At 70.0% G+C, this 22315-nt stretch carries 23 protein-coding genes; 10 read left to right on the top strand and 13 right to left on the bottom strand.

Annotated elements, in window-relative coordinates; translation table 11 throughout:
- Positions 1-211: 211 nt before the first annotated feature.
- The 5 genes from CW359_RS39335 to CW359_RS39315 all read right to left on the bottom strand — a co-directional run bounded on the left by CW359_RS39335 (position 212) and on the right by CW359_RS39315 (position 4957).
- The gene (locus CW359_RS39335; RefSeq protein ID WP_105975031.1) at positions 212-1129 is read right to left on the bottom strand and encodes an SCO1860 family LAETG-anchored protein; all 918 of its coding nucleotides are present in this window, start codon (positions 1127-1129) and stop codon (positions 212-214) included.
- A 199-nt stretch (positions 1130-1328) separates the two neighbouring features.
- Positions 1329-2432 carry an amidohydrolase family protein gene (locus CW359_RS39330; protein ID WP_105975030.1) on the bottom strand — a complete coding sequence of 368 codons (1104 nt, stop codon included), beginning with the start codon at positions 2430-2432 and terminating at the stop codon, positions 1329-1331.
- Between the two features lie 10 nt (positions 2433-2442).
- The gene (locus CW359_RS39325) at positions 2443-3282 is read right to left on the bottom strand and encodes an amino acid ABC transporter ATP-binding protein (protein ID WP_105975029.1); all 840 of its coding nucleotides are present in this window, start codon (positions 3280-3282) and stop codon (positions 2443-2445) included.
- Positions 3279-4115, bottom strand: coding sequence for an amino acid ABC transporter permease (locus CW359_RS39320; RefSeq protein ID WP_105975035.1), 837 nt, complete (start codon positions 4113-4115; stop codon positions 3279-3281). The genes CW359_RS39325 and CW359_RS39320 overlap by 4 nt, the downstream gene beginning before the upstream one ends.
- Entirely contained in the window at positions 4112-4957 is an 846-nt protein-coding gene (locus tag CW359_RS39315; RefSeq protein WP_105975028.1) for a transporter substrate-binding domain-containing protein, read from the bottom strand. Before CW359_RS39315 ends, CW359_RS39320 begins: the two co-directional genes overlap by 4 nt.
- Before the next feature lie 135 nt (positions 4958-5092).
- Here CW359_RS39315 and CW359_RS39310 point away from each other — a divergent pair, with 135 nt between their 5' ends.
- The 5 genes from CW359_RS39310 to thpD all read left to right on the top strand — a co-directional run bounded on the left by CW359_RS39310 (position 5093) and on the right by thpD (position 9468).
- On the top strand, positions 5093-6151 hold the full coding sequence (locus tag CW359_RS39310; RefSeq protein WP_105975027.1) for a pyridoxal-phosphate-dependent aminotransferase family protein: 1059 nt from the start codon (positions 5093-5095) through the stop codon (positions 6149-6151).
- 164 nt (positions 6152-6315) lie between these two features.
- Complete coding sequence (gene ectA, locus CW359_RS39305) at positions 6316-6825, top strand: diaminobutyrate acetyltransferase (protein ID WP_105975026.1); 510 nt, start codon at positions 6316-6318, stop codon at positions 6823-6825.
- A 57-nt stretch (positions 6826-6882) separates the two neighbouring features.
- Positions 6883-8154, top strand: coding sequence for a diaminobutyrate--2-oxoglutarate transaminase (gene ectB / locus CW359_RS39300; protein ID WP_105975025.1), 1272 nt, complete (start codon positions 6883-6885; stop codon positions 8152-8154).
- Between the two features lie 20 nt (positions 8155-8174).
- On the top strand, positions 8175-8573 hold the full coding sequence (locus tag CW359_RS39295) for an ectoine synthase (RefSeq protein ID WP_105975034.1): 399 nt from the start codon (positions 8175-8177) through the stop codon (positions 8571-8573).
- 7 nt (positions 8574-8580) lie between these two features.
- Positions 8581-9468 (top strand): ectoine hydroxylase, encoded by an 888-nt coding sequence (thpD, locus tag CW359_RS39290; protein WP_105975024.1) that lies wholly within the window; start codon positions 8581-8583, stop codon positions 9466-9468.
- Between the two features lie 17 nt (positions 9469-9485).
- Here thpD and CW359_RS39285 read toward each other — a convergent pair whose 3' ends face one another.
- From CW359_RS39285 to CW359_RS39255, 7 genes are all read right to left on the bottom strand, one after another.
- Positions 9486-10577 carry a maleylpyruvate isomerase family mycothiol-dependent enzyme gene (locus CW359_RS39285; protein WP_105975023.1) on the bottom strand — a complete coding sequence of 364 codons (1092 nt, stop codon included), beginning with the start codon at positions 10575-10577 and terminating at the stop codon, positions 9486-9488.
- A 28-nt stretch (positions 10578-10605) separates the two neighbouring features.
- Positions 10606-11232 (bottom strand): RNA polymerase sigma factor, encoded by a 627-nt coding sequence (locus tag CW359_RS39280; RefSeq protein WP_105975022.1) that lies wholly within the window; start codon positions 11230-11232, stop codon positions 10606-10608.
- Positions 11233-11278: 46 nt separating this feature from the next.
- Positions 11279-12373, bottom strand: a complete 1095-nt coding sequence (locus CW359_RS39275; protein ID WP_198655555.1) for an aminotransferase class V-fold PLP-dependent enzyme — start codon at positions 12371-12373, stop codon at positions 11279-11281.
- 71 nt (positions 12374-12444) lie between these two features.
- Entirely contained in the window at positions 12445-13170 is a 726-nt protein-coding gene (locus tag CW359_RS39270) for a DsbA family oxidoreductase (RefSeq protein ID WP_105975020.1), read from the bottom strand.
- Positions 13171-13254: 84 nt separating this feature from the next.
- Complete coding sequence (locus tag CW359_RS39265; protein WP_105975033.1) at positions 13255-13731, bottom strand: GNAT family N-acetyltransferase; 477 nt, start codon at positions 13729-13731, stop codon at positions 13255-13257.
- Between the two features lie 14 nt (positions 13732-13745).
- Positions 13746-14354, bottom strand: coding sequence for a DUF1349 domain-containing protein (locus CW359_RS39260; RefSeq protein WP_105975019.1), 609 nt, complete (start codon positions 14352-14354; stop codon positions 13746-13748).
- 107 nt (positions 14355-14461) lie between these two features.
- A complete protein-coding gene (locus CW359_RS39255; protein WP_105975018.1) occupies positions 14462-15991 on the bottom strand; it encodes an aldehyde dehydrogenase (NADP(+)) in 1530 nt (509 codons plus the stop codon).
- A 128-nt stretch (positions 15992-16119) separates the two neighbouring features.
- On the opposite strand from CW359_RS39255, the gene CW359_RS39250 reads away from it, so the two are divergent.
- The 3 genes from CW359_RS39250 to CW359_RS39240 all read left to right on the top strand — a co-directional run bounded on the left by CW359_RS39250 (position 16120) and on the right by CW359_RS39240 (position 18956).
- Positions 16120-16893, top strand: coding sequence for an IclR family transcriptional regulator (locus CW359_RS39250; RefSeq protein WP_105975017.1), 774 nt, complete (start codon positions 16120-16122; stop codon positions 16891-16893).
- Positions 16894-16896: 3 nt separating this feature from the next.
- A complete protein-coding gene (locus CW359_RS39245) occupies positions 16897-17388 on the top strand; it encodes a GNAT family N-acetyltransferase (protein WP_105975016.1) in 492 nt (163 codons plus the stop codon).
- Positions 17389-17501: 113 nt separating this feature from the next.
- Positions 17502-18956, top strand: a complete 1455-nt coding sequence (locus tag CW359_RS39240) for a peptidoglycan D,D-transpeptidase FtsI family protein (protein ID WP_105975015.1) — start codon at positions 17502-17504, stop codon at positions 18954-18956.
- Positions 18957-19048: 92 nt separating this feature from the next.
- On the opposite strand, the gene CW359_RS39235 is transcribed toward CW359_RS39240, so the two are convergent.
- A complete protein-coding gene (locus CW359_RS39235; protein WP_105975014.1) occupies positions 19049-20500 on the bottom strand; it encodes an NCS2 family permease in 1452 nt (483 codons plus the stop codon).
- Positions 20501-20745: 245 nt separating this feature from the next.
- Here CW359_RS39235 and CW359_RS39230 point away from each other — a divergent pair, with 245 nt between their 5' ends.
- Both CW359_RS39230 and CW359_RS39225 read left to right on the top strand, forming a co-directional pair.
- Positions 20746-21312, top strand: a complete 567-nt coding sequence (locus CW359_RS39230; protein WP_105975013.1) for a SigE family RNA polymerase sigma factor — start codon at positions 20746-20748, stop codon at positions 21310-21312.
- The gene (locus CW359_RS39225; protein WP_105975012.1) at positions 21309-22175 is read left to right on the top strand and encodes a hypothetical protein; all 867 of its coding nucleotides are present in this window, start codon (positions 21309-21311) and stop codon (positions 22173-22175) included. Before CW359_RS39230 ends, CW359_RS39225 begins: the two co-directional genes overlap by 4 nt.
- Positions 22176-22315: the final 140 nt, after the last annotated feature.

Below are 22315 nucleotides of genomic sequence, written 5' to 3'. Positions count from 1 at the left end.
CCTCAAACGCCGGACGGGCTGAAAAACCAAGCGCCGGCCGGGCTGGTAAGCCAAGCGGTGGCTGGCGCCATCCAGCCCAGGTCGGCACCACTCAGCCCGTCCGGCGTTTGAGGACGAGCGCGTTCAGCGCGACAAGGGGGGTCTGGGGGCGCAGCCCCCAGGGATGGGAACGGGTAGGGGCGGCGGGGGCGAAAAAACCCTGGAGGTGCCGTCAGTTCTTGCCGCGGCGTGCCAACGCGACCGCCCCCGCTCCTGCCGCCAGCAACGCCACCGCCCCGCCCGCCAGGTACGGCGTCAACGAGCCCGCGCCCGTCTCCGCCAGGCCCGCCTCCGCCGGTGCGCCCTGCGGCTTCACCTCCGGCGCCGGGGTGGTGGGGGACGCGGGGGAGGTCGGCGGCGCCGGCGGTGTCTCGCACGTCGCCTTCGCCAACGTCACCGTTCCCTCCACCTCCGCCACGTTAAGGTTCAACGGGTTGACGGACACCGTCAGTTCGAGGGCCGTCGCTGCCGCCGTACGTGTCGTCGTCTCCGTCTGGGAGATGTCCAGGCGGACCTCGCCCACGCCCGGCACCTTCACCTCCACCGGGCCGCTCGGCGTCAGCGTCACCTTCTTGCCCAGCGCCGTCACCGCGCCCATCAGGTTCGCGGACGCGACCGGCTTCTCCCCCGCCACGCAGATCGCCTTCGACGTCACCTGCTCGACCTCGATCAGGGAGAGCAGCGGCAGACCCGGCACGTGGAGCTTCGCGTGTGCGAGTGTCGTCGTCGCCTCCGCCCTCCCCTTCGACTCCTCCACCGTCGCCTTCGCCTCCGCGACCTCCGCCCCAAGCACCGTGAACGGCCGGCCTCCGTCCACGCCGTCCAACTTCGCGGTCAGCGCCGTCTGTTCGGCGCTCTCGGGTGCCCGAACCTCGTTCAGGGTGACCGCCAGCGGGACGTTCACGCTCTTGTTGAGGAGGGACACGTCCAGGCCGGTGCGGAGGACGACCGCGCTCGCGCGGCCCTGGGCCTGGCCCTGACCCTGGTCCTCTGTCGCATGGGCGAGGCTCGCCGGGCCTGCGGCCAGTGCCGTCGCCGCCGCGACTACGGCCAGACGGCGTGCGGGCAGGCGGAAGTTGTTGGCGTTCAAGGTTTGGGGACCCCTCGGAGAGACACGCTGAAAAATCACGCTCGGGACCCGGTAAGAATTACCTACAGGCCGTCAACAGTCAGCTTTCTGACGGGAGTTCACCCCTACGTGAGGTTTCCGCGCAGATCTTCGAATCACGCGGCACGGATGTTCTCCACATTCACTCAGGTGGCCGGTGTCAGACGGTTCAGGCGGTTCGTCAAGCCGTCACACGCCCGTTCAGTACCACCCTCGTCGGCGCCCCCAGTACCCGTACATCCGCCCGTGGGTCACTCTCGTACACCACCAGGTCCGCCGCAGCCCCCTCCACCAGTCCGGGCCGCCCCAGCCACTCCCGCGCTCCCCATGTCGTCGCCGACAGGGCCGCCGGTGCCGGGATGCCGGCCTTGACCAGTTCCGCTACCTCCGCCGCGACCAGGCCGTGCGGGAGTGTGCCGCCGGCGTCCGTGCCGACGTACACGGGGATTCCCGCGTCGTACGCGGACCGGACCGTGTCGTAGCGGCGTTCGTGCAGGCGGCGCATGTGGGCCGACCAGTCGGGGAACTTGGCCTCGCCGGATGCGGCCAGGTTCGGGAATGTCGCGATGTTCACCAGGGTCGGGACGATCGCCACGCCACGCTCCGCGAACAGGGGGATCGTGTCCTCCGTCAGGCCCGTCGCGTGTTCGACGCAGTCGATGCCCGCCTCCACCAGGTCCCGCAGCGAGTCCTCCGCGAAGCAGTGGGCGGTGACCCGCGCGCCCAGGCGGTGGGCCTCCGTGATCGCCGCCTCCACCTCCCCGCGCGGCCAGCAGGCGGCCAGGTCGCCGGTGCCCCGGTCCAGCCAGTCCCCCACCAGCTTGACCCAGCCGTCGCCGCGCCGGGCCTCCTGGGCGACGTACGCCACCAGGTCGTCGGGCTCGATCTCGTGGGCGAAGCCCCGGATGTAGCGGCGGGTGCGGGCGATGTGGCGGCCGGCCCGGATGATCTTCGGCAGGTCCTCGCGGGCGTCGACCCAGCGGGTGTCCGACGGTGAACCCGCGTCGCGGATCAGCAGCGTGCCCGCGTCCCGGTCCGTCAGCGCCTGCTTCTCGGCGGTGTCGATGTCGACCGCGCCGTGCGGGCCGAGGCCCACATGGCAGTGCGCGTCGACCAGGCCGGGCAGCGCCCAGCCCTCCACCGTACGGATGTCGCGGGCGCCGGGCGGGCGGTCGTACGAGATCCGCCCGCCGACCACCCACAGCTCGTCCCGGACCTCCTCGGGGCCGACCAGCACCCGCCCCTTCACCCGCAGCACCGTCTGCGTCCGCGTCTGCTCGTTCATGCAGGGCACATTAGTCAGCCGGGCCGTTCGTCCGGTCCGAGACCTCCGCCACCGTCTCCCCCTCCGCCACCTCCTCCACCTCCGCCATCGCCGGGTCCAGCAGGCGAGAGAGGAAGTGGCGGGTGCGTTCGTGGCTCGGGTTGGTGATCACCTGCGCCGGGGGGCCGTCCTCGACGATCACTCCGCCGTCCATGAAGACGACCCGGTCGGCGACCTCGCGGGCGAACGTCATCTCGTGCGTGACGACCATCATCGTCATGCCCTCGTTCGCGAGCCGGCGCATCACCGCCAGTACGTCCCCGACCAGCTCGGGGTCGAGGGCCGAGGTCGGCTCGTCGAACAGCATGACCTCCGGGCCCATCGCCAACGCCCTTGCGATCGCCACCCGTTGCTGCTGGCCGCCGGAGAGGGAGGAGGGGTAGGACGTCGCCTTCTCCGTCAGGCCCACCCGTTCCAGGTTCTCGGCGGCCACCCTCGCCGCCTCCGTCTTGTCCCGCTTCAGCACCCTGCGCTGCGGCAGTGTCAGGTTCTCCGTCACCGTGAGGTGCGGGAAGAGGTTGAACTGCTGGAAGACCATGCCGATCCGGCGGCGGACGGCGTCGATGTCGACGTCCGGGTGCGTGACCTCCGTACCGCCGACGAAGACCTGGCCCTTCGTCGGCTCCTCCAGCAGGTTCACACAGCGCAGCAGGGTCGACTTGCCGGAGCCGGACGGGCCGATGACGCACACGACCTCGCCCTGTCCGATCTCCAGGTCGATGCCCCGCAGCACCTCGTTGTCGCCGAACGACTTGTACAGGTCCCGGACTTCGATCTCCGGGACGACCGTGTCCTTCGTACCGTCGCTCATCTCGTCGCCTCCCCCGCCTTCGTCTCCAGCCTTCGTACGACGAAGCCCAGCGGCACCGTCACCAGCAGATAGCACAGGCCCGCCACCAGGATCGGTGTCGAGTTGGCGGTCTGGCTCGCCAAGTCACGGCCGTACTTGGCGAGTTCGCGTTCCTCCAGGGTGACGCCGAGGAACAGCACCAGCGAGGAGTCCTTGAAGAGGAGCACCAACTCGTTGGTGAGCGGCGGGATCACGATCCGGAAGGCCTGTGGGATGACGATCGAGACCATCGCCCTCGCGTGCGAGAAGCCCAGTGAACGGGCCGCCTCCAGCTGGCCCTTGGGGACCGCCTGGATGCCCGCGCGGATCGTCTCCGCCATGTACGCCGCCGAGACCAGGCCCAGCGCCAACGCCACCTTGCCGTAGGTGCCGCCGGGGATCTCCGTACCGGGGAAGGCCAGTGGCACCGCCACGCCCACGAAGATGAAGATCAGCAGGGCGGGCAGGCCGCGGAAGATCTCGATGTAGATGCCCGCGACCCAGCGGTAGGGGCCGACCGACGACAGCCGCATCAGCGCCACGACCATCCCCAGCACCAGGCCGAAGACGAAGCCGGAGAGGGTGTAGAGGACGGTGTTCTTGAGGGCCAGCGTGATGATGTCCGGGAACATCTGCTGGGCCAGGTCCGCCTGCGCGAACTGGTTCTGGAGCCGGTCCCAGTCGGCCGACACCGCGAAGGCGACGACGGCCGCGACGAACAGCGCGTACTGGGCGCCCCGGGACAGCGCCCGCTTCTGACGGCGCGTCAACCCCTGTTTGCGGGGCTGTACTTGCCGGTCCGTGACCTCGGTCATGACGCGGACGGGGTCGCCGCGGAGTCGTCGTACGGGCCGATCCACTGCTCGTACAGCTTCTTGTACGTGCCGTCGGCCTTCGCGTCGGTGATCGCCTTGTTGATCGCGGCGAGCAGCTTCGCGTTGCCCTTCTTCACCGTGAAGCCGTACTCCTCACCGGTGTTGAGGTTGTCGACGACCTGGAAGGCGTCGGCGGTGGCCTTGTCCTTGAGCCAGCCCTGGACGACCGGGTAGTCGATGATCACCGCGTCGACCTGTCCGGTGCGCAGGCCGTTGAGGACGGCGTCGGAGGACTCGAAGGAGACCGGGTCGAGGCCCTTCTCCTTGGCGTAGTCCTCGCCGGTCGTCTGCGCCTGGGCGCCGACCTTCTTGTCCCCCAGGCCGTCGAAGGAGGTGATGCCGCTCTTCTTGTCGACGAGCACGGCCTGGGTGGCGTCGAAGTAGGGGTCGGAGAAGTCGACGTTCTTCTTGCGTTCCTCGGTGATGGTCATACCGGCCGCGCCGAGGTCGCACTGGTCGGAGTTGAGGAAGGCGCCCGTCTTGAAGTTCTCGAAGGGCGTGTCGAGGATTTCCTGCTTCACTCCGAGATTCTTGGCGACGAGGTCGACGAGCGACACGTCGAATCCCTGCACCTTCCCGTCGATCTCCGACTGGAAGGGCGGATAGGGGAGGTGGGTGCAGACGGTGAGCTGCCCGGCCTTGACGACCTCGACCCCGCCCGCGGCGGTCTTCGCGGCGCCGCCGCCGTCGTCGTCCGAGGAGCAGCCGGTCACGAGCAGGAGCCCGGCCGTCGCGGTGGTGGCGGCCAGGATGCGGGACCGTCGTCCGAGCACCGGGTTCACGAGGACCTCCTGTGGGGGGATGCGGGCCACCCGGCCTGGGCTGCCTCCGGATCACGGCGGACCGGGGGGGGCGGGTGGCTCTGCGGCTAGTCTCGACTCGTCCTACCTACCCCGCGAACCGAAGAGAGCACCTCCGTGACCACGCATCCCTTCCTGGACCTGGCGCCCCTCACGGCCGCCCGTTTCGCGTCGATCGAGGACCGGGTGGCGCGGCTGCTCGGGACCGAGCAGGACGTCGTGATCATGCAGGGCGAGGCGCTGCTCCCCCTGGAAGGTGCCATTAGGGGTACCGCGGGTCCGGGCACCACGGCCCTCAACATCGTCACGGGCCCCTACGGGCAGACCTTCGGCGACTGGCTGCGGGACTGCGGTGCGCGGGTCGTCGACCTCGCGGTGCCCTTCCACGCCGCCGTGACGGCCGCGCAGGTCCGGGAGGCGTTCGCCGAGCACCCGGAGATCGACTTCGTCTCGCTGGTGCACGCGGAGGCGGCGACCGGCAACACCAACCCGGTCGCGGAGATCGGCGAGGCGGTACGGGAGCAGGGCGCCCTCCTCTATCTGGACGCCGTCGCGTCGGTGGGCGCCGAGCCGGTGCTGCCGGACGCGTGGGGTGTCGACCTGTGCGTGATCGGGGCGCAGAAGGCGATGGGCGGGCCCGCCGGGGTGTCGGCGGTGTCGGTGAGCGAGCGGGCGTGGGCCCGCATGGCGGCCAATCCGGGGGCGCCGCGCCGGTCGTACCTCTCGCTGCTCGACTGGAAGGAGCGCTGGATCGACGGCGGCCGGCGCACCCTGCTGCACGCTCCGGCCCAGTTGGAGATGCTCGCGCTGGAGGCGTGCGTGGAGCGGATCGAGACGGCGGGCCTGGACGCGGTGATCGCCCGGCACCGCGCCGCGGCGGCGGCCACCCGGGCGGGGGCGCTCGCGCTGGGCGGCGGTCTTGAGCCGTATGTGTACGAGGCGGCGGACGCGGCGCCGGTCGCCACGACCCTGCGGGCGCCCGCCGGGGTCGTCGCCTCGGAGCTGGTGGCGAGCGCGCTGGCCGCCGATCCGACGCTGCCGCTGGCGGCGGGCGGGGGTGCGCTGGCCAAGGAGATGATCCGGGTCAACCACTACGGGCCCGACGCGACGCCCGAGGTGGTGCGGCGGAGTCTGGCCGCACTGGGCGCGGCGCTGGCCGGCACTGAAATTCGGTAATTGAATTCAGATTAGCTTCCCGCATTCGTCTGCCCGCTTTTTCCCGACCTAAACACAAGGTTTTGCGAACGAATTAAGCAAATTCAACGAGTGTGATTCAACCAACAACAGAAAACCGCTGACGGCCATGCATTTTTGATTTCCGATCGGTAAGTTGCATTTGCATGAGTGCCGTACTGACAGACCTGCAAATCGACCGCCCGGTGGTAGCCGACGGCGCCGCGCTGTGGCGGATCGCCAGGGACTCGAAGGTTCTCGACCTCAACTCGTCGTACAGCTATCTGCTGTGGTGCCGGGACTTCGCCGCCACCTCGGCCGTCGCCCGGGACCCCGAGGGCGAGCCGGTCGGCTTCGTCACCGGGTACGTCCGGCCGGACCTGCCGCACACACTGCTCGTCTGGCAGGTGGCCGTGGACGCCGGGCAGCGGGGGCGCGGGCTCGCCGCCGCGCTGCTCGACGGGCTGACCCGGCGGGTCTCCGGCGAGCAGGGGATCACCGCCGTCGAGACCACCATCACACCGGGCAACACCGCCTCGGAGCGGCTGTTCACCTCGTTCGCGGAGCGCCATGACGCCATCGTCGAGCGCGAGGTGCTGTTCGACGCGGGCCAGTTCCCGAAGGACGGGTCCCACGACCCCGAGGTCCTGTACCGCATCGGCCCGCTCTCCGGCTGACTCGCCGGCCCGCCGACGCACCCCCCACCGCACCCGCACCGCAAGGAGTTCACCGCCGTGACCATCACCCAGCCCGACCTGAGCGTCTTCGAGACCGTCGAGTCGGAGGTCCGCAGCTACTGCCGCAGCTGGCCCGCCGTGTTCGACCGTGCGCAGGGCAGCCGTATGTACGACGAGGACGGCCATGCCTACCTCGACTTCTTCGCCGGTGCCGGATCTCTCAACTACGGCCACAACAACCCCGTACTCAAACGGGCGTTGATCGACTATCTGGAACGGGACGGCGTCACGCACGGGCTCGACATGTCGACCTCGGCGAAGCGGGCCTTCCTGGAGTCCTTCCAGGAGTTGGTGCTGCGGCCCCGCCAACTGCCGTACAAGGTCATGTTCCCGGGCCCGACGGGCACCAACGCCGTCGAGGCGGCGCTGAAGTTGGCGCGGAAGGTGAAGGGGCGGGAGTCCATCGTGTCCTTCACCAACGCCTTCCACGGGATGTCCCTCGGGTCGCTCGCCGTGACCGGCAACGCCTTCAAGCGGGCCGGTGCGGGCATACCGCTGGTGCACGGGACGCCGATGCCCTTCGACAACTACTTCGAGGGGACCGTCCCCGACTTCCTCTGGTTCGAGCGGCTGTTGGAGGACCAGGGCTCCGGTCTCAACAAGCCGGCCGCCGTGATCGTGGAGACCGTACAGGGCGAGGGCGGCATCAACGTCGCCCGCCCGGAGTGGCTGCGGGCGCTGGCCGAGCTGTGCGAGCGGCAGGACATGCTGCTGATCGTCGACGACATCCAGATGGGCTGCGGACGGACCGGCGCCTTCTTCTCCTTCGAGGAGTCGGGCATCGTGCCCGACATCGTCACCGTGTCGAAGTCCATCAGCGGCTACGGACTCCCCATGTCCCTCTGCCTGTTCAGGCCCGAGCTGGACATCTGGGAGCCGGGCGAGCACAACGGCACGTTCCGCGGCAACAACCCGGCGTTCGTGACGGCCGCGGCCACGCTGGAGACGTACTGGGCGGACGGCTCCGCCATGGAGAAGCAGACCCGTGCCCGTGGCGAGCAGGTCGAGGAGGCGCTCATCTCGATCACCGAGGAGAACCTCGCCGACATCAGGGAGTACCGGGGCCGGGGTCTGGTCTGGGGCATGGAGTTCAAGGAGAAGGCGCGCGCGGAGCGGGTCGCGCGGCGGGCCTTCGAACTCGGGCTGCTCATCGAGACGTCCGGCCCGCAGAGCGAGGTCATGAAGCTGCTGCCGGCGCTCACGATCACGCCCGAGGAACTGGACGAGGGGCTGCGCATCGTGGCCCGCGCCGTCCGAGAGACCATTTGAGAGAGGGGTTGTTCAGCACCGTGATCGTCCGTTCGTTCAAGGACATCGAGGGCACCGACCGGCATGTGAGGTCGGCGTCCGGCACCTGGGAGAGCAAGCGGATCGTCCTCGCCCGGGAGCGGGTCGGTTTCTCGCTCCACGAGACGGTTCTGTACGCGGGTACGGAGACGTCGATGTGGTACGCGAACCATGTCGAGGCCGTCGTGTGCACCGAGGGCGAGGCCGAACTGACCGACGACGAGACCGGGATGACGTACACGATCACCCCGGGGACCATGTACCTCCTCGACGGGCACGAGCGGCACACGATGCGGATCAAGGAGGACTTCCGCTGCATCTGTGTCTTCAACCCGCCCGTGACCGGCCGCGAGGACCACGACGAGAACGGCGTCTACCCCCTGCTGACCGAGGAGGCGTGACCCAGTGATGACCACTCTCACCGACCTGTACCCCACCCGTGGCACCGCCGAGGTGTCCGTCCCTCGCCAGGACCCGGTCCTGTGGGGTGCGCCGGACCTGCCCGGGCCGTTCTCCACGGCCGACCTGATGGCGTACGAGCGCGACGGCTTCCGGGCGCTCGACGCACTCCTCGACGATGACGAAGTCGCCCTCTACCGGGCCGAGTTGGAGCGGCTGATCGCCGATCCCGCGGTCCGGGACGACGAGCGGTCGATCGTCGAGCCGAAGTCGAAGGAGATCCGGTCGGTCTTCGAGGTGCACCGGATCAGCGAGGTGTTCGCCCAGCTCGTGCGGGACGAGCGGGTGGTGGGGCGGGCCCGGCAGCTGCTCGGCTCCGACGTGTACGTCCACCAGTCGCGGATCAACGTCAAGCCGGGGTTCGGCGCGGGCGGCTTCTACTGGCACTCCGACTTCGAGACCTGGCACGCGGAGGACGGCCTGCCGAACATGCGGACGGTGTCCGTGTCCATCGCGCTGACCGAGAACCTCGACACCAACGGCGGCCTGATGATCATGCCGGGCTCGCACCGGACGTTCCTCGGCTGCGCCGGGGCGACGCCCGACGACAACTACAAGAAGTCGCTCCAGATGCAGGACGCGGGCACCCCGTCCGACGAGGCGCTGACCTCACTGGCCGGCGAGCACGGCATCAAGTTGTTCACGGGCAGGGCCGGTTCGGCCACCTGGTTCGACTGCAACTGCATGCACGGCTCCGGGGACAACATCACACCGTTCCCGCGCAGCAACGTGTTCATCGTGTTCAACAGCGTGGAGAACCAGGCGGTGGAGCCGTTCGCGGCGCCGGTGCGGCGGCCCGAGTTCGTCGGGGCGAGGGATTTCACGCCTGTGCAGTGATGTTCGTCAAAAACTCCTCAGAGCCAGGCCAGGGAGGCCGCGCGTGCCAGTACGGCGTGTGCGGCCTCCCTGTCGCCGGTTTCGCCGCGCGGGACCTCGTCGGGTGCGTAACGGCCGCCGACGAGCAGGCAGAAGTCGACCGGGTCCAGGACGAGTTCGGCCCGTATGGGTTCGTCCTCCGAGCCCAGCACCCACTCCTCCGCGCCGCCGGTGACGGCGAAGAGCACCGGGGGCGCGTCGGGTCCCAGGGCCGTGCCGAGGATACGTACGGCCAGGTGGACGAGGCGCCACAGGTGCGGGTCGGGCGGTGGGGGTACGGGGATGCCGAGGGCGCGGCCGATGTCGTCGGTGTGGATCCACGCCTCGAAGGCCCGGACGGTGAAGTGGTCGGCGACGGGCAGCCGGGCGCCCATCAACGTCGTTGCCGTGGAGGCCAGTTCGGGGTCGCGGGCCTCGGGGGTGGCGAGCAGTGCGGCGGCCTGCGCGGCCCAGGCGGCGACGGTCTCCCGGGGTTCGCGGCGCTGCTCGTGGGCGATGACCTCGGCGGTGCGCAGGGCCCAGGCGTCCGCCCAGTCGGGGCCCGCTCCGGCCGGTGCGGCGGCCGTCCCGGGGAGGCGCGAGTCCAGGCCCAGGTGGAGCGCCAGCGGTTCGTCGGCGGCGAGCAGATGGGCGACGGTGTCGCGGACGTCCCAGTCGTGCACGACGGGCGTGCCCCAGGCGCCGCGCCCGCTCCCTTCCCGTTCGCCGTCCCCTTCGCCGTCCAGTTCGCGCAGGAGTGCCTGGAGGCCGGAGACGGCGGCGGCGTAGGGCGCGGCGTGCGGGGCGATGCCGGGGGCTGCGGCCGGGCGGCGGGAGCGGAGGGCGAGGGCGAGTACGCCGCCCGTCTCCGGTGGCCGGGCGGGGGCGCTCCCGTTCAGGGACGCCGGCGCCGGAGCAGCGGTGGGCGGCCCGTCCAGGACGCGTACCGTCTCGCGCAGCCGTGCCGCCTCCGCCGCGCAGTCGGCGCACTCGGCGAGGTGCGGCCGGACCGTCCGTTCGTCGCCCGGCTGCAGGGCGCCGAAGGCCCAGGCCGCCAGCAACTCCCTTACATCCTCGTGATCGTTGGTCACCCCGCGCCTCCTTCGCCCGGCACTGTCATCATGCGCCTCTTTCCAGTGCGGGGTCGGGCGGGTCGGCCAAAGTCTCGGCCAAGGTGCGAAGTGCCGTGCGCAGCCGGGTTTTCGCCGTGCCCTCGGGGATGCCGAGTTCGACGGCGGCCTGCCGGTAGGTGCGGCCGGCGAAGTAGGCGAGGTGCACCACCTCCCTTTGTGGCTGCGGGAGTTCGGCGAGGGCGCTGTGCAGTTGCCGGAAGCGTTCGCGGTGGACGACGGTCTCGTCGGGGCCGGGGGCGGCGTCCGGGATGGCGTGCAGCGCGGAGTCGTCGGCGCGGGCGTCCTTGCGGTGCCTGGCCTCGCTGCGCACCCAGTCGACGGCCCGCCGGTGGGCGAGCATCGACAGCCAGGTGCGCAGCGTGCCACGGCGGGCGTCGAAGGCGTACGGCCTGGTCCAGAGCTGGGCGAAGACCTCCTGGGCGACGTCCTCGGCGGCGGCCGTGCTGTGGGTGACGCGGGCGGCGACGGCGCGGACCAGTCCGCCGTACGCCGTGTACGCCTCGGCCAGCGCGGACTCGTCGCCGTACACCAGCCGCCGACGCAGTTCCGCGTCGGCGGGCGGTCTCACGGACCTGACGGTCCTGTCTGGTGTCGACTCCACCGGCACCACCACCCCTTGGTGCCCTTCCTAGCGTCCCCGGCGGCCTCGCGCCACCGGTTCAGCCGGACAGGGCGTCCAGCAGACGGTCGACGTCGGAGGTCGTGTTGTAGACGTGGAAGGCGGCGCGCAGGTTTCCGGCCCGGTCGGAGACCTCGACGCCGGCGCGGCTCAACTCGGGCTGGCGGTAGCCGAGTTGCGGGACGGACACGATGGGTGAGCCGGGTGCGGGTACGGGCTGGTGGCCGAGTCGGTCGAGTCCGGTGCGGAAGCGGTCGGCGAGTGCGAGGTCATGGGCGCGTACGGTGTCGACGCCCAACTCCTCGATCAGGGCGAGGGAGTGGCGGGCGCCGGTGTAGGAGAAGAGGCTCGGGCTTTCGTCGAACCGGCGGGCGGAGTGCGCGAGTTCGCGCACCGGGCCGTAACAGCTGTCCCAGGGCTCCTCTCCCGCGACCCAGCCGGCGAACACGGGCGTCAGTCCACCGAAGTCCTCGGGTACGACGAGGAAAGCCACGCCTCGCGGGCAGACGAGCCACTTGAAGGCGACGGAGGCGACGTAGTCGTAGGCGTCGGCGTCGAGCGGCAGCCAGCCGGTGGCCTGGGAGGCGTCGACGTAGGTACGGGCGCCGTGTCGGCGCGCGGCCTCGCGCAGCGCGGGCAGGTCGACGACGCGGCCGTCGGCGGACTGGGCGGCGCTGACGGCGACGAGGGCGGTGCCGGGGCGGACGGACTCGGGGATCCGCTCCAGCGGCACGGTCCGGACCTTGAGGTCGCCGCGTACGTGGAACGGGTTGAGGACGGAGGTGAAGTCGTCCTCGGCGGTGAGGACTTCGGCGCCTGCGGGGAGCGAGGCGGCGATCAGTCCGCTGTAGACGGCGACGGAGGCTCCGGCGGCGACCCTGCGGTCGGAGACCCCGACGATACGGGCGAACGCGGAGCGCGAGGCCTCGACGTCGGCGAACATGTCCTGCGACTGGCCGTCGGCCACGGACTGGAGGGCCGCGTGCATGGCGGCCACCGAGCGGGCGGGGAGGAGGCCGGTGCTCGCGGTGTTCAGATAGGTGTTCTTCGGGGCGAACTCGGCGCGGACGAGGTTGCGGAGGTTCTCGAAGGTCTCCATGCCACTACTGTGCGGCCCGAAGATCCCCTCGTCCATCGCCGAATTCTGCACGGCACTGCGAAGGCCTGCTTATACATAGACTCTGACCTGCGGTTTTTCGGTGGACCCTACTTCTGGGGTACGGCACACCCGTCGGGCCCGCAGACCTCGGCGGCGTCATCGCCCTCCGCCCGCACGATCGTGAGAGGGGCGGGCCGCTCGCCCCAGGCCTGGGTGAGGGCCTGGGCGAAGACCTCGGCGGGCTGGGCGCCGGAGACGCCGTACTTCCGGTCGAGCACGAAGAACGGCACGCCGTTGGCGCCGAGTTCGGCGGCCTCGCGCTCGTCGGCGCGCACGGCGTCGGCGTACGCGTCCGGGTCGGCGAGCACGCCCCGCGCGTCCTGGGCGTCGAGCCCGGCGGCGACGGCCAGCTCCACGAGCCGCTCGTCGTCCCCGAAGACGGACTGCTCCTCGGCGAAGTTGGCCTGGTAGAGGAGCTGGATCAGCTCGTCCTGGCGCCCCTTGTCCTTGGCGAGGTGCAGCAGCCGGTGCATGTCGAAGGTGTTCCCGTGATCCCGGTCCCGGGTCCGGTAGGCAAGCCCCTCGGCGGCGGCCTGCGCCCCGAGGTTCTCCTCCCCGGCCTGGGCCTGCGCCTCGCTCATCCCGTACTTCTTGGTGAGCATCTTGAGCACGGGCTGGATATCACCCTTGGCCCGCCCGGGATCCAACTCGAACGACCGATGCACGACCTCGACACCGTCCCGGTGCGGGAAGGCATCCAGAGCCTTCTCGAAGCGGGCCTTGCCGACGTAGCACCAGGGGCAGGCGATATCGCTCCAGATCTCGACGCGCATGTCTTCGGCTCTCCAGGTCGTACGGGTACAGGTGGGTGCGGAGACACCCTCCGCATGAGTGTGTGAACCTTCAACCGGCCGGTTTCATTCCGTGGCGCCGACTCCGTACCGCAGGAAGAGATGGTGATCACCCTCGGCGGGCGGGTTCTCCGGGTCCGGGACCCATCCCAGACGGCGGTAGAAGGCCTGGGCCCGCCGGTTGTCGACGTGCACGTCGAGGGTGGCGGCCAGCCTGCCGTCGGCCCGCCACCGTTCGACGCAGGCGGCGTGCAGGTCGGTGCCGATGCGAGCACGCCAGCGGTCGGGGTCGACGTGGAACTGGAAGAGCTTGACCGTGTCCGCGGGAGCGCCTTCGGCCGTACGGAAGGAGGCGACGCCGATGATGTCGTCCCGCTCGACGACGCACAGGACCTGGGAGTCGGGGCGTTCGATGGCGCTCCGCCAGGAGGCGACCCAGTCCCGGTCGGCGTCAGGCAGGCCGTCCGGGTAGTACGTGGACCGTGCCCGGAGGTGCAACTCCGTGACGGCGGCGGCCTCTTCGGGCAGCGCGGCCCTGATCACCCTGATCACCCGCGTCAACTGCCGTCCCGCAGGTCCTTCGGCCACTCCGGGCGGAACTCGATGTGGTCGTACGTCACCACGCACCCCTCGCCCATCGGGGACTGGGTCATGAAGCCGACCAGGGCCGCGTCCGTCTCCTTCTCGTCGCCCAGGGTGAACAGGCGGACGAAGGTCCACTTCTCGCCGTCTCGGGAGGCGTGGAAGGCGAAGGCGCGGCCGGTTCGGCTGATCCGGAGCCAGACCGAACTGCCTTCCACGGTGAAGGAGTTGGCGTCGTCCGAGTGGCCCCGGGTGACCACGGTGCAGACGGTCGCCACATCCGGGGAGTACTCCAGGCAGAGCTTCGCCCACGCCCGCTCGCCGACGTGGACGTACAGCACCCCGGCGTCGAAGGACGCCGCGAACCCCACCGTCACCCGCGCTATCAGCTGGAAGTCCCCGTGCGGGGCCCCCAGCAGCCGCGGCGCGTCCGCGGCGGGGTCCAGTGCCTCCCCCGTAGGCGGCACGAACCGGTCCTGCCGGGGCCCGGCCCACCCGGTGAGCACCCCGTCCTCGTACGACCAATGCCCATCAGGGCCATAAGTACGGAGGGGAAAGGGCAGAGGGGAAAGCTCCAAGTCCATTGCCTGATTATCGCAGGGCAGGGCGGGCGCCCCGACAGGGGCGCGGGGAACTGCGCGACAAGCCACGACGGGCCAGCAGCCGCGAATTCCACCGCACCCCGAAGGCGCTAGCGCTCCAGCTGACCGTTGAACCGTCGAGGCAGCCCCAGCTCGTTCTCGTCCCGCAGCTCCACCGGCAGCAGCGCGACCGGCGTGTTCTGGTACGCCACCGGCCGCAGCCACCGCTCGATCGCCGTCCCGCCCACCGACGTGGACGTCGACGTCGTGGCCGGGTACGGGCCACCGTGCTGCTGGGCCGCCGCCACGGCGACCCCCGTCGGCCACGCGTTCACCAGCACGCGCCCCGCCAGCGGCGTCAGTTCCGCCAGGATCTCCGCCCCGCGCCCCTCCCCCGCGGCCTCCTCGGCCGAGAGATGGACCGTCGCCGTGAGGTTCCCCGGCAGGCGCGAGAGGACCGCGTTCGCCTCCGCGTCGTCCGCGTAGCGGGCCACCACGGTGACCGGGCCGAAGCACTCCTCCAGGAGCAGGTCGTACGCCCCCTCCGCCGTCAGCTTCTCGGCCGCCACCGTGAGGAACCCCGCGCTGACCGTGTGCTCCCCGCCCGACCCCGGCGTCACCGGCGTCTCGACCTCGGGCAGCTCCGCGCGCTCGGCGACCCCGGCGACGAAGTTGTCGCGCATCCGGTGGTCCAGGAGGACACCGGCGTCCGTGTTGCTGACCGCGTCCGTGAGGGACTTCAGCAGGCGGTCGCCCGCCGCGCCGGCCGGCGCCAGCACCAGGCCCGGCTTGACGCAGAACTGGCCGACGCCCAGCGTCATGGAGCCCGCGAGGCCCGTACCGATCGCCTCGGCGCGCTCGTTGGCCGCCGCCTCCGTGATCACCACGGGGTTCAGGGAACCCAGCTCGCCGTGGAAGGGGATCGGCACCGGCCGGGCCGCCGCCGCGTCGAAGAGGGCACGGCCGCCGCGTACGGAACCGGTGAAGCCGGCCGCCGTGACCAGCGGGTGCTTGACCAGCTCGACGCCCGCCTCGAAGCCGTGGACGAGGCCGAGGACGCCCTCGGGGATGCCGTGCTGGGCGGCTGCCCGGCGCAGGACGGCCGCGACCAGCTCGGACAGGCCCGGGTGGTCGGGGTGTGCCTTGACGACGACCGGGCAGCCCGCCGCGAGCGCGCTCGCGGTGTCGCCGCCGGGGACGGAGAAGGCGAAGGGGAAGTTGGAGGCCGAGTAGACGGCCACGACGCCCAGCGGGATCTTGTAGCGGCGCAGGTCCGGGATCGGCGGCGTCGCGGTGTCGTCGGGGTGGTTGATGACCACACCGAGGTAGTCGCCCTCGTCGACGATGTCCGCGAAGGCCCGCAGCTGGTAGCAGGTGCGGGCGAGTTCGCCGGTCAGCCGGACCGGGCCGAGCGCGGTCTCCGCGTCGGCGGCCTCGACGAGCTGCTCCTTGGCCGCTTCGAGCTGCTCCGCGGCGCCGCGGAGGAAGGCCGCGCGGACCGTGCGGTCGGCGAGGGCCGGGCGGGCGGCGTGCGCGGCGCGGACGGCGGCGTCCACCTCCTGGGCCGTGGCCTCGACCGCGACCTGCTCCCGCTGCTTCCCGGTACGGGGGTCGACACTCCAGACTGGTGCTGCTGCCACCGGGGGTCCCTCCAGTGATGCGTAGTTCCTGTGTCATCCACCAGGTGCGTTCGATATGCTGAACAGCGTCTCTGATGATGAATATGCTGTTGGAGACTATTTCCCGTCGAACGAAGGGGTCAAGGGCGATGTCGGCAGCCGAGACAGGCGGCGGGGCGCAGGTCAAGTCCGCGGTACGGACCGTTGAACTGCTGGAATACTTCGCCGGACGCCCCGGCATGCACTCCCTGGCGGCGGTCCAGGAGGCCGTCGGATACCCCAAGTCCAGTCTTTACATGCTGCTGCGCACTCTTGTCGACCTCGGCTGGGTCGAGACCGACGCCACGGGCACGCGGTACGGCATCGGCGTACGGGCACTGCTGGTCGGTACGTCGTACATCGACGGCGACGAGGTGGTCGCGGTGGCCCGGCCGACCCTGGACCGGCTCTCCGACGACACCACGGAGACCATCCACCTGGCCCGGCTCGACGGCACGAACGTCGTCTACCTCGCCACCCGCCAGTCCCAGCACTACCTGCGCCCCTTCACCCGCGTCGGCCGCCGGCTCCCCGCGCACTCGACCTCCCTCGGCAAGGCGCTGCTGGCCACCCACACCGACGAGCAGGTCCGCAAGCTGCTCCCGGAGACATTGCCCGCGCTGACCGAGCACACGATCACCGACCGGGAGAAGCTCATCGAGGAGCTGCGTCTGGTGCGCGAGCAGGGCTTCGCGGTGGACCGCGAGGAGAACACGCTGGGGCTGCGCTGCTTCGGCGTGGCGGTCCCTTACCGCACCCCCGCGCGGGACGCGATCAGCTGCTCGGTGCCGGTGGCCCGGCTCACCCCGGCCCACGAACAGATGGTCAAGGACGCCCTGTTCGACGCGCGCGACCGGCTGACCCTGGCCACCCGGAGGCTCTGAGCGATGCGATACACGGCGTCCACGGAGGTCGAACTCCGCGAGGTCCACGACAGCGACCTGCCCGTCTTCTTCCGGCAGACCAACGACCCCGAGTCGCTGCGGATGGCCGCGTTCACCGCGAAGGACCCGACCGACCGGGACGCCTTCGACGCCCACTGGGAGCGGATCCGCGCCGCACCGGACGTACTGAACCGTACGGTCCTGGTCGACGGTGACGTGGTGGGCAGCGCGGCGGTGTACGGCGAGCCGGGCGAGCGCGAGGTGACGTACTGGATCGACCGCTCCTACTGGGGACGCGGTATCGCGACGGCCGCGCTGCGCGCCCTGCTCGCCACCGAACCGGAACGCCCGCTGCACGCGCGTGCCGCCGCCGACAACGCGGGCTCGCTGCGGGTCCTGGAGAAGTGCGGGTTCCGGGTCACCGGGCACGACCGGGGGTACGCGAACGCGCGGGGCGAGGAGATCGACGAGGTCGTGCTGACGCTGGAGGCCTGAGCGTCGTACGACGGCGTGCGTGTCCCCTACAGCTCCCTGGTTTTCATGAATCGACCATGAGAAATCAGGCGGAGGGGAACGCCGCGTCGGGTGCCGGTCGTCTTCGGAGTGGGATGAACAAGACGATCAGGCGGGCCTCCGTCTTCTCACTGCTGCTCGTGCTCTCCCTGCTGGTCAGGGCGACATGGGTGCAGTTCTACGACGGCAAGGCGCTCGCGGACGACAGCAAGAACCGGCGGAACGCGATCGCGTTGTACGCGAACCCGCTCGGGAACATCATCGTGGCCGGCGAGTCGGTCACCGGCTCGAAGGAGACGAGCAGCGGGGACCTCAAGTACCAGCGGACGTACACGGACGGCAAGCTCTACGCGGCCGTGACCGGCTACAGCACGCCCTTGTTCGCGCCGACGCAGCTGGAGGGCATCTACAAGGACGTCCTCGACGGCTCGGACAGCAGACTCACAACCGTCATGGACACGGTCACCAACGCGCACGCCAAGCCGGGGAACGTCATCACGACGATCGACCCGGACGTCCAGCAGGCGGCCTACGCGGCGCTCGGCGACAAGAAGGGCGCGGCCGTCGCCATCGACCCGAAGACCGGCAAGATCCTCGCCATGGTCTCCACGCCGTCGTACGACCCGTCGACGATCACCGGGGCGAGTGACGGCGACGCCTGGACCGCGCTCAACAAGGACGCCGACAAACCGCTGGTCAACCGGGCGATACGGCAGCCGCTGCCGCCGGGTTCGACGTTCAAGCTGGTGGTCGCGGCGGCGGCCCTGGAGGACGGGCTGTACGGCTCGGTGGACGACCGTACGGCCAGCCCGGACCCGTACACCCTGCCGGGCACGAACCGTGAGCTGTCGAACGAGAACCCGAACGCGCCGTGTGAGAACGCGACGATCCGGGTCGCGCTCCAGTACTCCTGCAACAACGTCTTCGCGAAGATGGCCGTCGACCTCGGGCAGGACAAGGTGAAGGCCATGGCGGAGAAGTTCGGCTTCAACGACGAGAAGCAGGATGTTCCGGTGCGGGCGTATCCGAGCGTTTATCCGTCGGACATGGAGAAGTCGGAAACCGCGCTGACGGGAATCGGGCAGTTCGATGTCACGGCCACGCCGTTGCAGATGGCGATGGTTTCCGCCGCGATAGCGAATGGCGGCAAGCTGGTTTCGCCGCACATGGTTTCCCAGGTGACGAATTCCGACGGGGATGTGCTGCAGGACTACGACAGCGAGGCGTCCACCAAGGAGATCGTCAGTTCCGGGATCGCCGAGCAGTTGCAGTCCGCCATGCAGACGGTTGTCTCCGACGGTACGGGGACCAACGCGCGGATCGATGGTGCGACGGTGGGGGGTAAGACGGGTACTGCCCAGCATGGGGAGAACAACAGTCAGACGCCTTATGCCTGGTTCACGTCTTATGCGAAGTCGGATTCGAACGGTAAGGAAGTTGCCGTGACTGTGCTGGTGGAGCAGTCCGGGGCGGCTCGGTCCGAGGTGAGTGGGAATGGGCTTGCCGCGCCTGTTGCCAAGGCGATGATGCAGGCTGCGTTGGCGGGGTGAGTTGTTCGGGTGCTGCGCCGTCGTGGTTTTTCGCGCAGTTCCCCGCGCCCCTAAAAGCCAAAGACGGGGCGCGGGGTCACCTGCACCGGTGACTACTTCGTGCCGAAGAGCTGCTGAAGCGGGTCGATCGCGAAGTAGATCAGGAACAGCGCGCTCGTGCCCCACAGGAGCCAGTGGACCTCCTTCGCCTTGCCCACGACCGCCTTGATGAGGACGTAGGCGACAAAGCCGGCACCGATGCCGTTGGTGATCGAGTACGTGAACGGCATCACCGCGATCGTCAGGAACGCGGGGATGGCGATCTCGTACTTGTCCCAGTCGATGTGCTTGACCTGGGTCATCATCAGGAAGCCGACCGCGACCAGGGCGGGGGCCGCGGCCTGCATCGGGACGATGGTCAGGACCGGGGTGAAGAAGAGCGCGCAGGCGAACAGGCCGCCGGTGATCAGGTTGGCGAAGCCGGTGCGCGCGCCCTCGCCGACGCCCGCCGCCGACTCGATGTAGGCGGTCGCCGACGACGCGGAGCTGGCGCCGCCCGCCACCGCCGCCGCGCCGTCGATCAGCAGCACGCGGCCGAGGTTGGGGACCTTGCCGTCCTCGTCGAGGAGACCGGCCTCGGCGGTGATGCCGACGACCGTGCCCATGGTGTCGAAGAAGTCCGACAGGATCAGGGTGAAGATCAGCAGGACGACGGTGATCACCGTGGTCTCGCCGAACGCGCCGAACAGGCTGAAGTTGCCGAGCAGCCCGAAGTCGGGGGTGTCGGCGACCTTGTCGGGCCAGGCCGGGGTGGTCAGGCCCCAGCTCTTGATGTCGGCGACCGAGTTGATGATCAGCGCGACGAGCGTCATCGTGACGATGCTGATCAGGATCGCGCCCTTCACCTTGCGCGCGACGAGGCCGATGGTCAGCAGGACGCCGAGACAGAAGACCAGGACCGGCCAGCCGCTGAGGGTGCCGGTGCCGCCGAGCTGGACCGGGACCGTCGTACTCGCGACGTCCGGGATACGGGTGACGAAACCGGCGTCGACGAAGCCGATGAAGGCGATGAACAGGCCGATGCCCACGCCGATCGCCGCCTTGAGCGGCCCCGGGATCGCGTGCATGATCGCTTCTCTGAGCCCGGTCACCACCAGGACGCAGATCAGCAGGCCCTCCAGGACGACCAGGCCCATCGCGTCGTCCCAGCTCATCAGCGGGGCGATCTGGAAGGCGACCACCGCGTTGAGGCCGAGGCCCGCGGCGAGGGCGAGCGGGAGGTTGCCGCCGACGCCCATGATGATCGTCATCACCGCGGCCACCAGGGCGGTGGCGGTGACGAGCTGGACGCTGTCGAGCTGGTGCCCGAACTTGTCCTTGGCGCTCCCCAGGATGATGGGGTTCAGGACAAGGATGTAGGCCATCGTGAAGAACGTGGCGAAACCGCCGCGTATCTCACGGGCGAAGGTGGATCCCCGCTCGGAGATCTTGAAGAAGCCGTCGACGCTGTTCGCCGCGGGGGTCGCGCCGCCCGGGCGGTCGGCCACCTTCTGTGGTTCGGACATGGAGGTTGCTCCTCGTTCCCTGATCGATCTGTGTGCGGATGCTGGCTGGATTGTTCCTGGTGTTGAACCGTTCTCAGGTTTTCTCCGTGTTACGGAATCGGGCTCGACCTGTCGTGCGACCCTCGAAGGGGTGTACGCACGCCTGATACTCTCTCGGCTCTCGCGCCAAACGATCACTTTCTCTTCACTGGCGCACCACAGTGGCTGTATACGCGGACTAGCGGACTAAGGGGGAGAGGTCGCCCGTGGGCACTGTTGTCGACGACGCAGCCTCCGTCGAGTTCCACGCCTTCTTCGAGCGGCACTACGCCGAACTCGCGCGCCTGGCCCACCTGTTGACGGGCGAGGCGGACGCCGCCGACGACCTGGCGGCCGACGCGCTGCTCGCGCTGTGGCACCGCTGGGACCGGGTACGCGCGGCCGATCATCCGGTGGCGTACGCGCGTGGTGTGGTCGCCAACCTGGCCAAGACCCGTATCCGCAGCGCGGTCCGGGAGCGCCGGAGGATCACGCTGTTCTGGTCGCAGCGCGAGGAGAAGACGGAGAATCCCGACATACCCGGCGTCGTCGACGTCCAAGAGGCCCTGCGGCGGCTGCCGTTCCGCAAGCGGGCCTGTGTGGTGCTGCGGCACGCCTTCGACCTCTCGGAGAAGGACACCGCTCTCGCGCTGGGCGTTACTGTCGGTACGGTGAAGAGCCAGACGTCCAAGGGCATGGCCGAACTGCAGCGGCTCCTTGGCACCGACGAGGCCCCGCTTCGAATGCGTACCCCTGTGCGTACCCCTGGCGGAGCGGGAGGAACGAACCGATGAGGACGCCGCACGACGAGCTGCGTGCCGGGCTGCGCGAGACGGCCGAGGCGTACGAGCCCGATCGCGCGCGCATCCTCGCGCGGGTCGAGCGCGGTATGGCCGCCGCCACCGAGGAGAAGCGCCCCCGGCGCCGGGCGGCCCGGCCGCCGCTGCTGGGCTGGATGCGGGTCGCCGGTGCGACCGCCGCGGTCTCCGGGATTCTCGCGATGGGCGGCTACGCGCTGGCCTCGGTGGTGAAGAGCAACGAGACCCCGGCCGATCCGACCGTCTCGGTCTCGCCGCTGCCGACCCCGTCGCCGGACGCGACCAGCCGGGCGCCGATCCAGCCGGCTCCCGAGCCCTCCGGTGACAACACCCCCATCGAGAAGCCGACTTCGACGCCGACGCCCACCCCGACGCCCAAGGCCTCGAACACGGCTCCGGCACCGGCCGCGAAGGGCACCGAGGACGGGCCGCTGTGGTCGGACGGCTCGGTCGATCCGCACAGCAACGACTTCTGGGCGCAGAGCAACGTCACCATCAAGACCTCCGAGGAACTCTCCGCGCTGACCGTCGAGTTGAAGGTCGCCGACACCGGCGGGGTCACCTCGGCGGGCGCCTGGCGGTCGGCTCCGGAGGACGACTTCACGCTGACGGTCGCCGAGAAGGACGGCTTCCTGGTCTACACCTGGGTGCTCAAGGACGGGCACACGGTCTGGCCGGGCGAGTGGGTGTTCGCGGGCCAGTACGACCACACGCGTGGCGGCCGGGACGCGAAGGACGACTCGTACACCGTGACGGCGAAGACGAAGGCGGCGGGCGAGCAGCTCGCAGTGAAGGGTGACTTCGCCGGTCAGGACGACGATGACGAGGGCGACTCGTAGCGCCCGGGGATCGGCCCGACAGAAAGTTCCTCGGACCCGGCAACCCTTTCCGCGCGGGCGGCGACCAGGAGACGTACGCGTCTCCCCACCACCCGGGGAGCGGCGCGGAGGGAACCTTCAGCGAGTTCTCGCCATCTGAC

The organism is Streptomyces geranii, assembly GCF_002954775.1.
In the GTDB taxonomy this organism is placed as follows: Bacteria; Actinomycetota; Actinomycetes; order Streptomycetales; family Streptomycetaceae; genus Streptomyces; species Streptomyces geranii.
The sequence above is the reverse complement of the archived record's forward strand: the minus strand, read 5'-3'. Positions and strand labels throughout refer to the sequence as shown.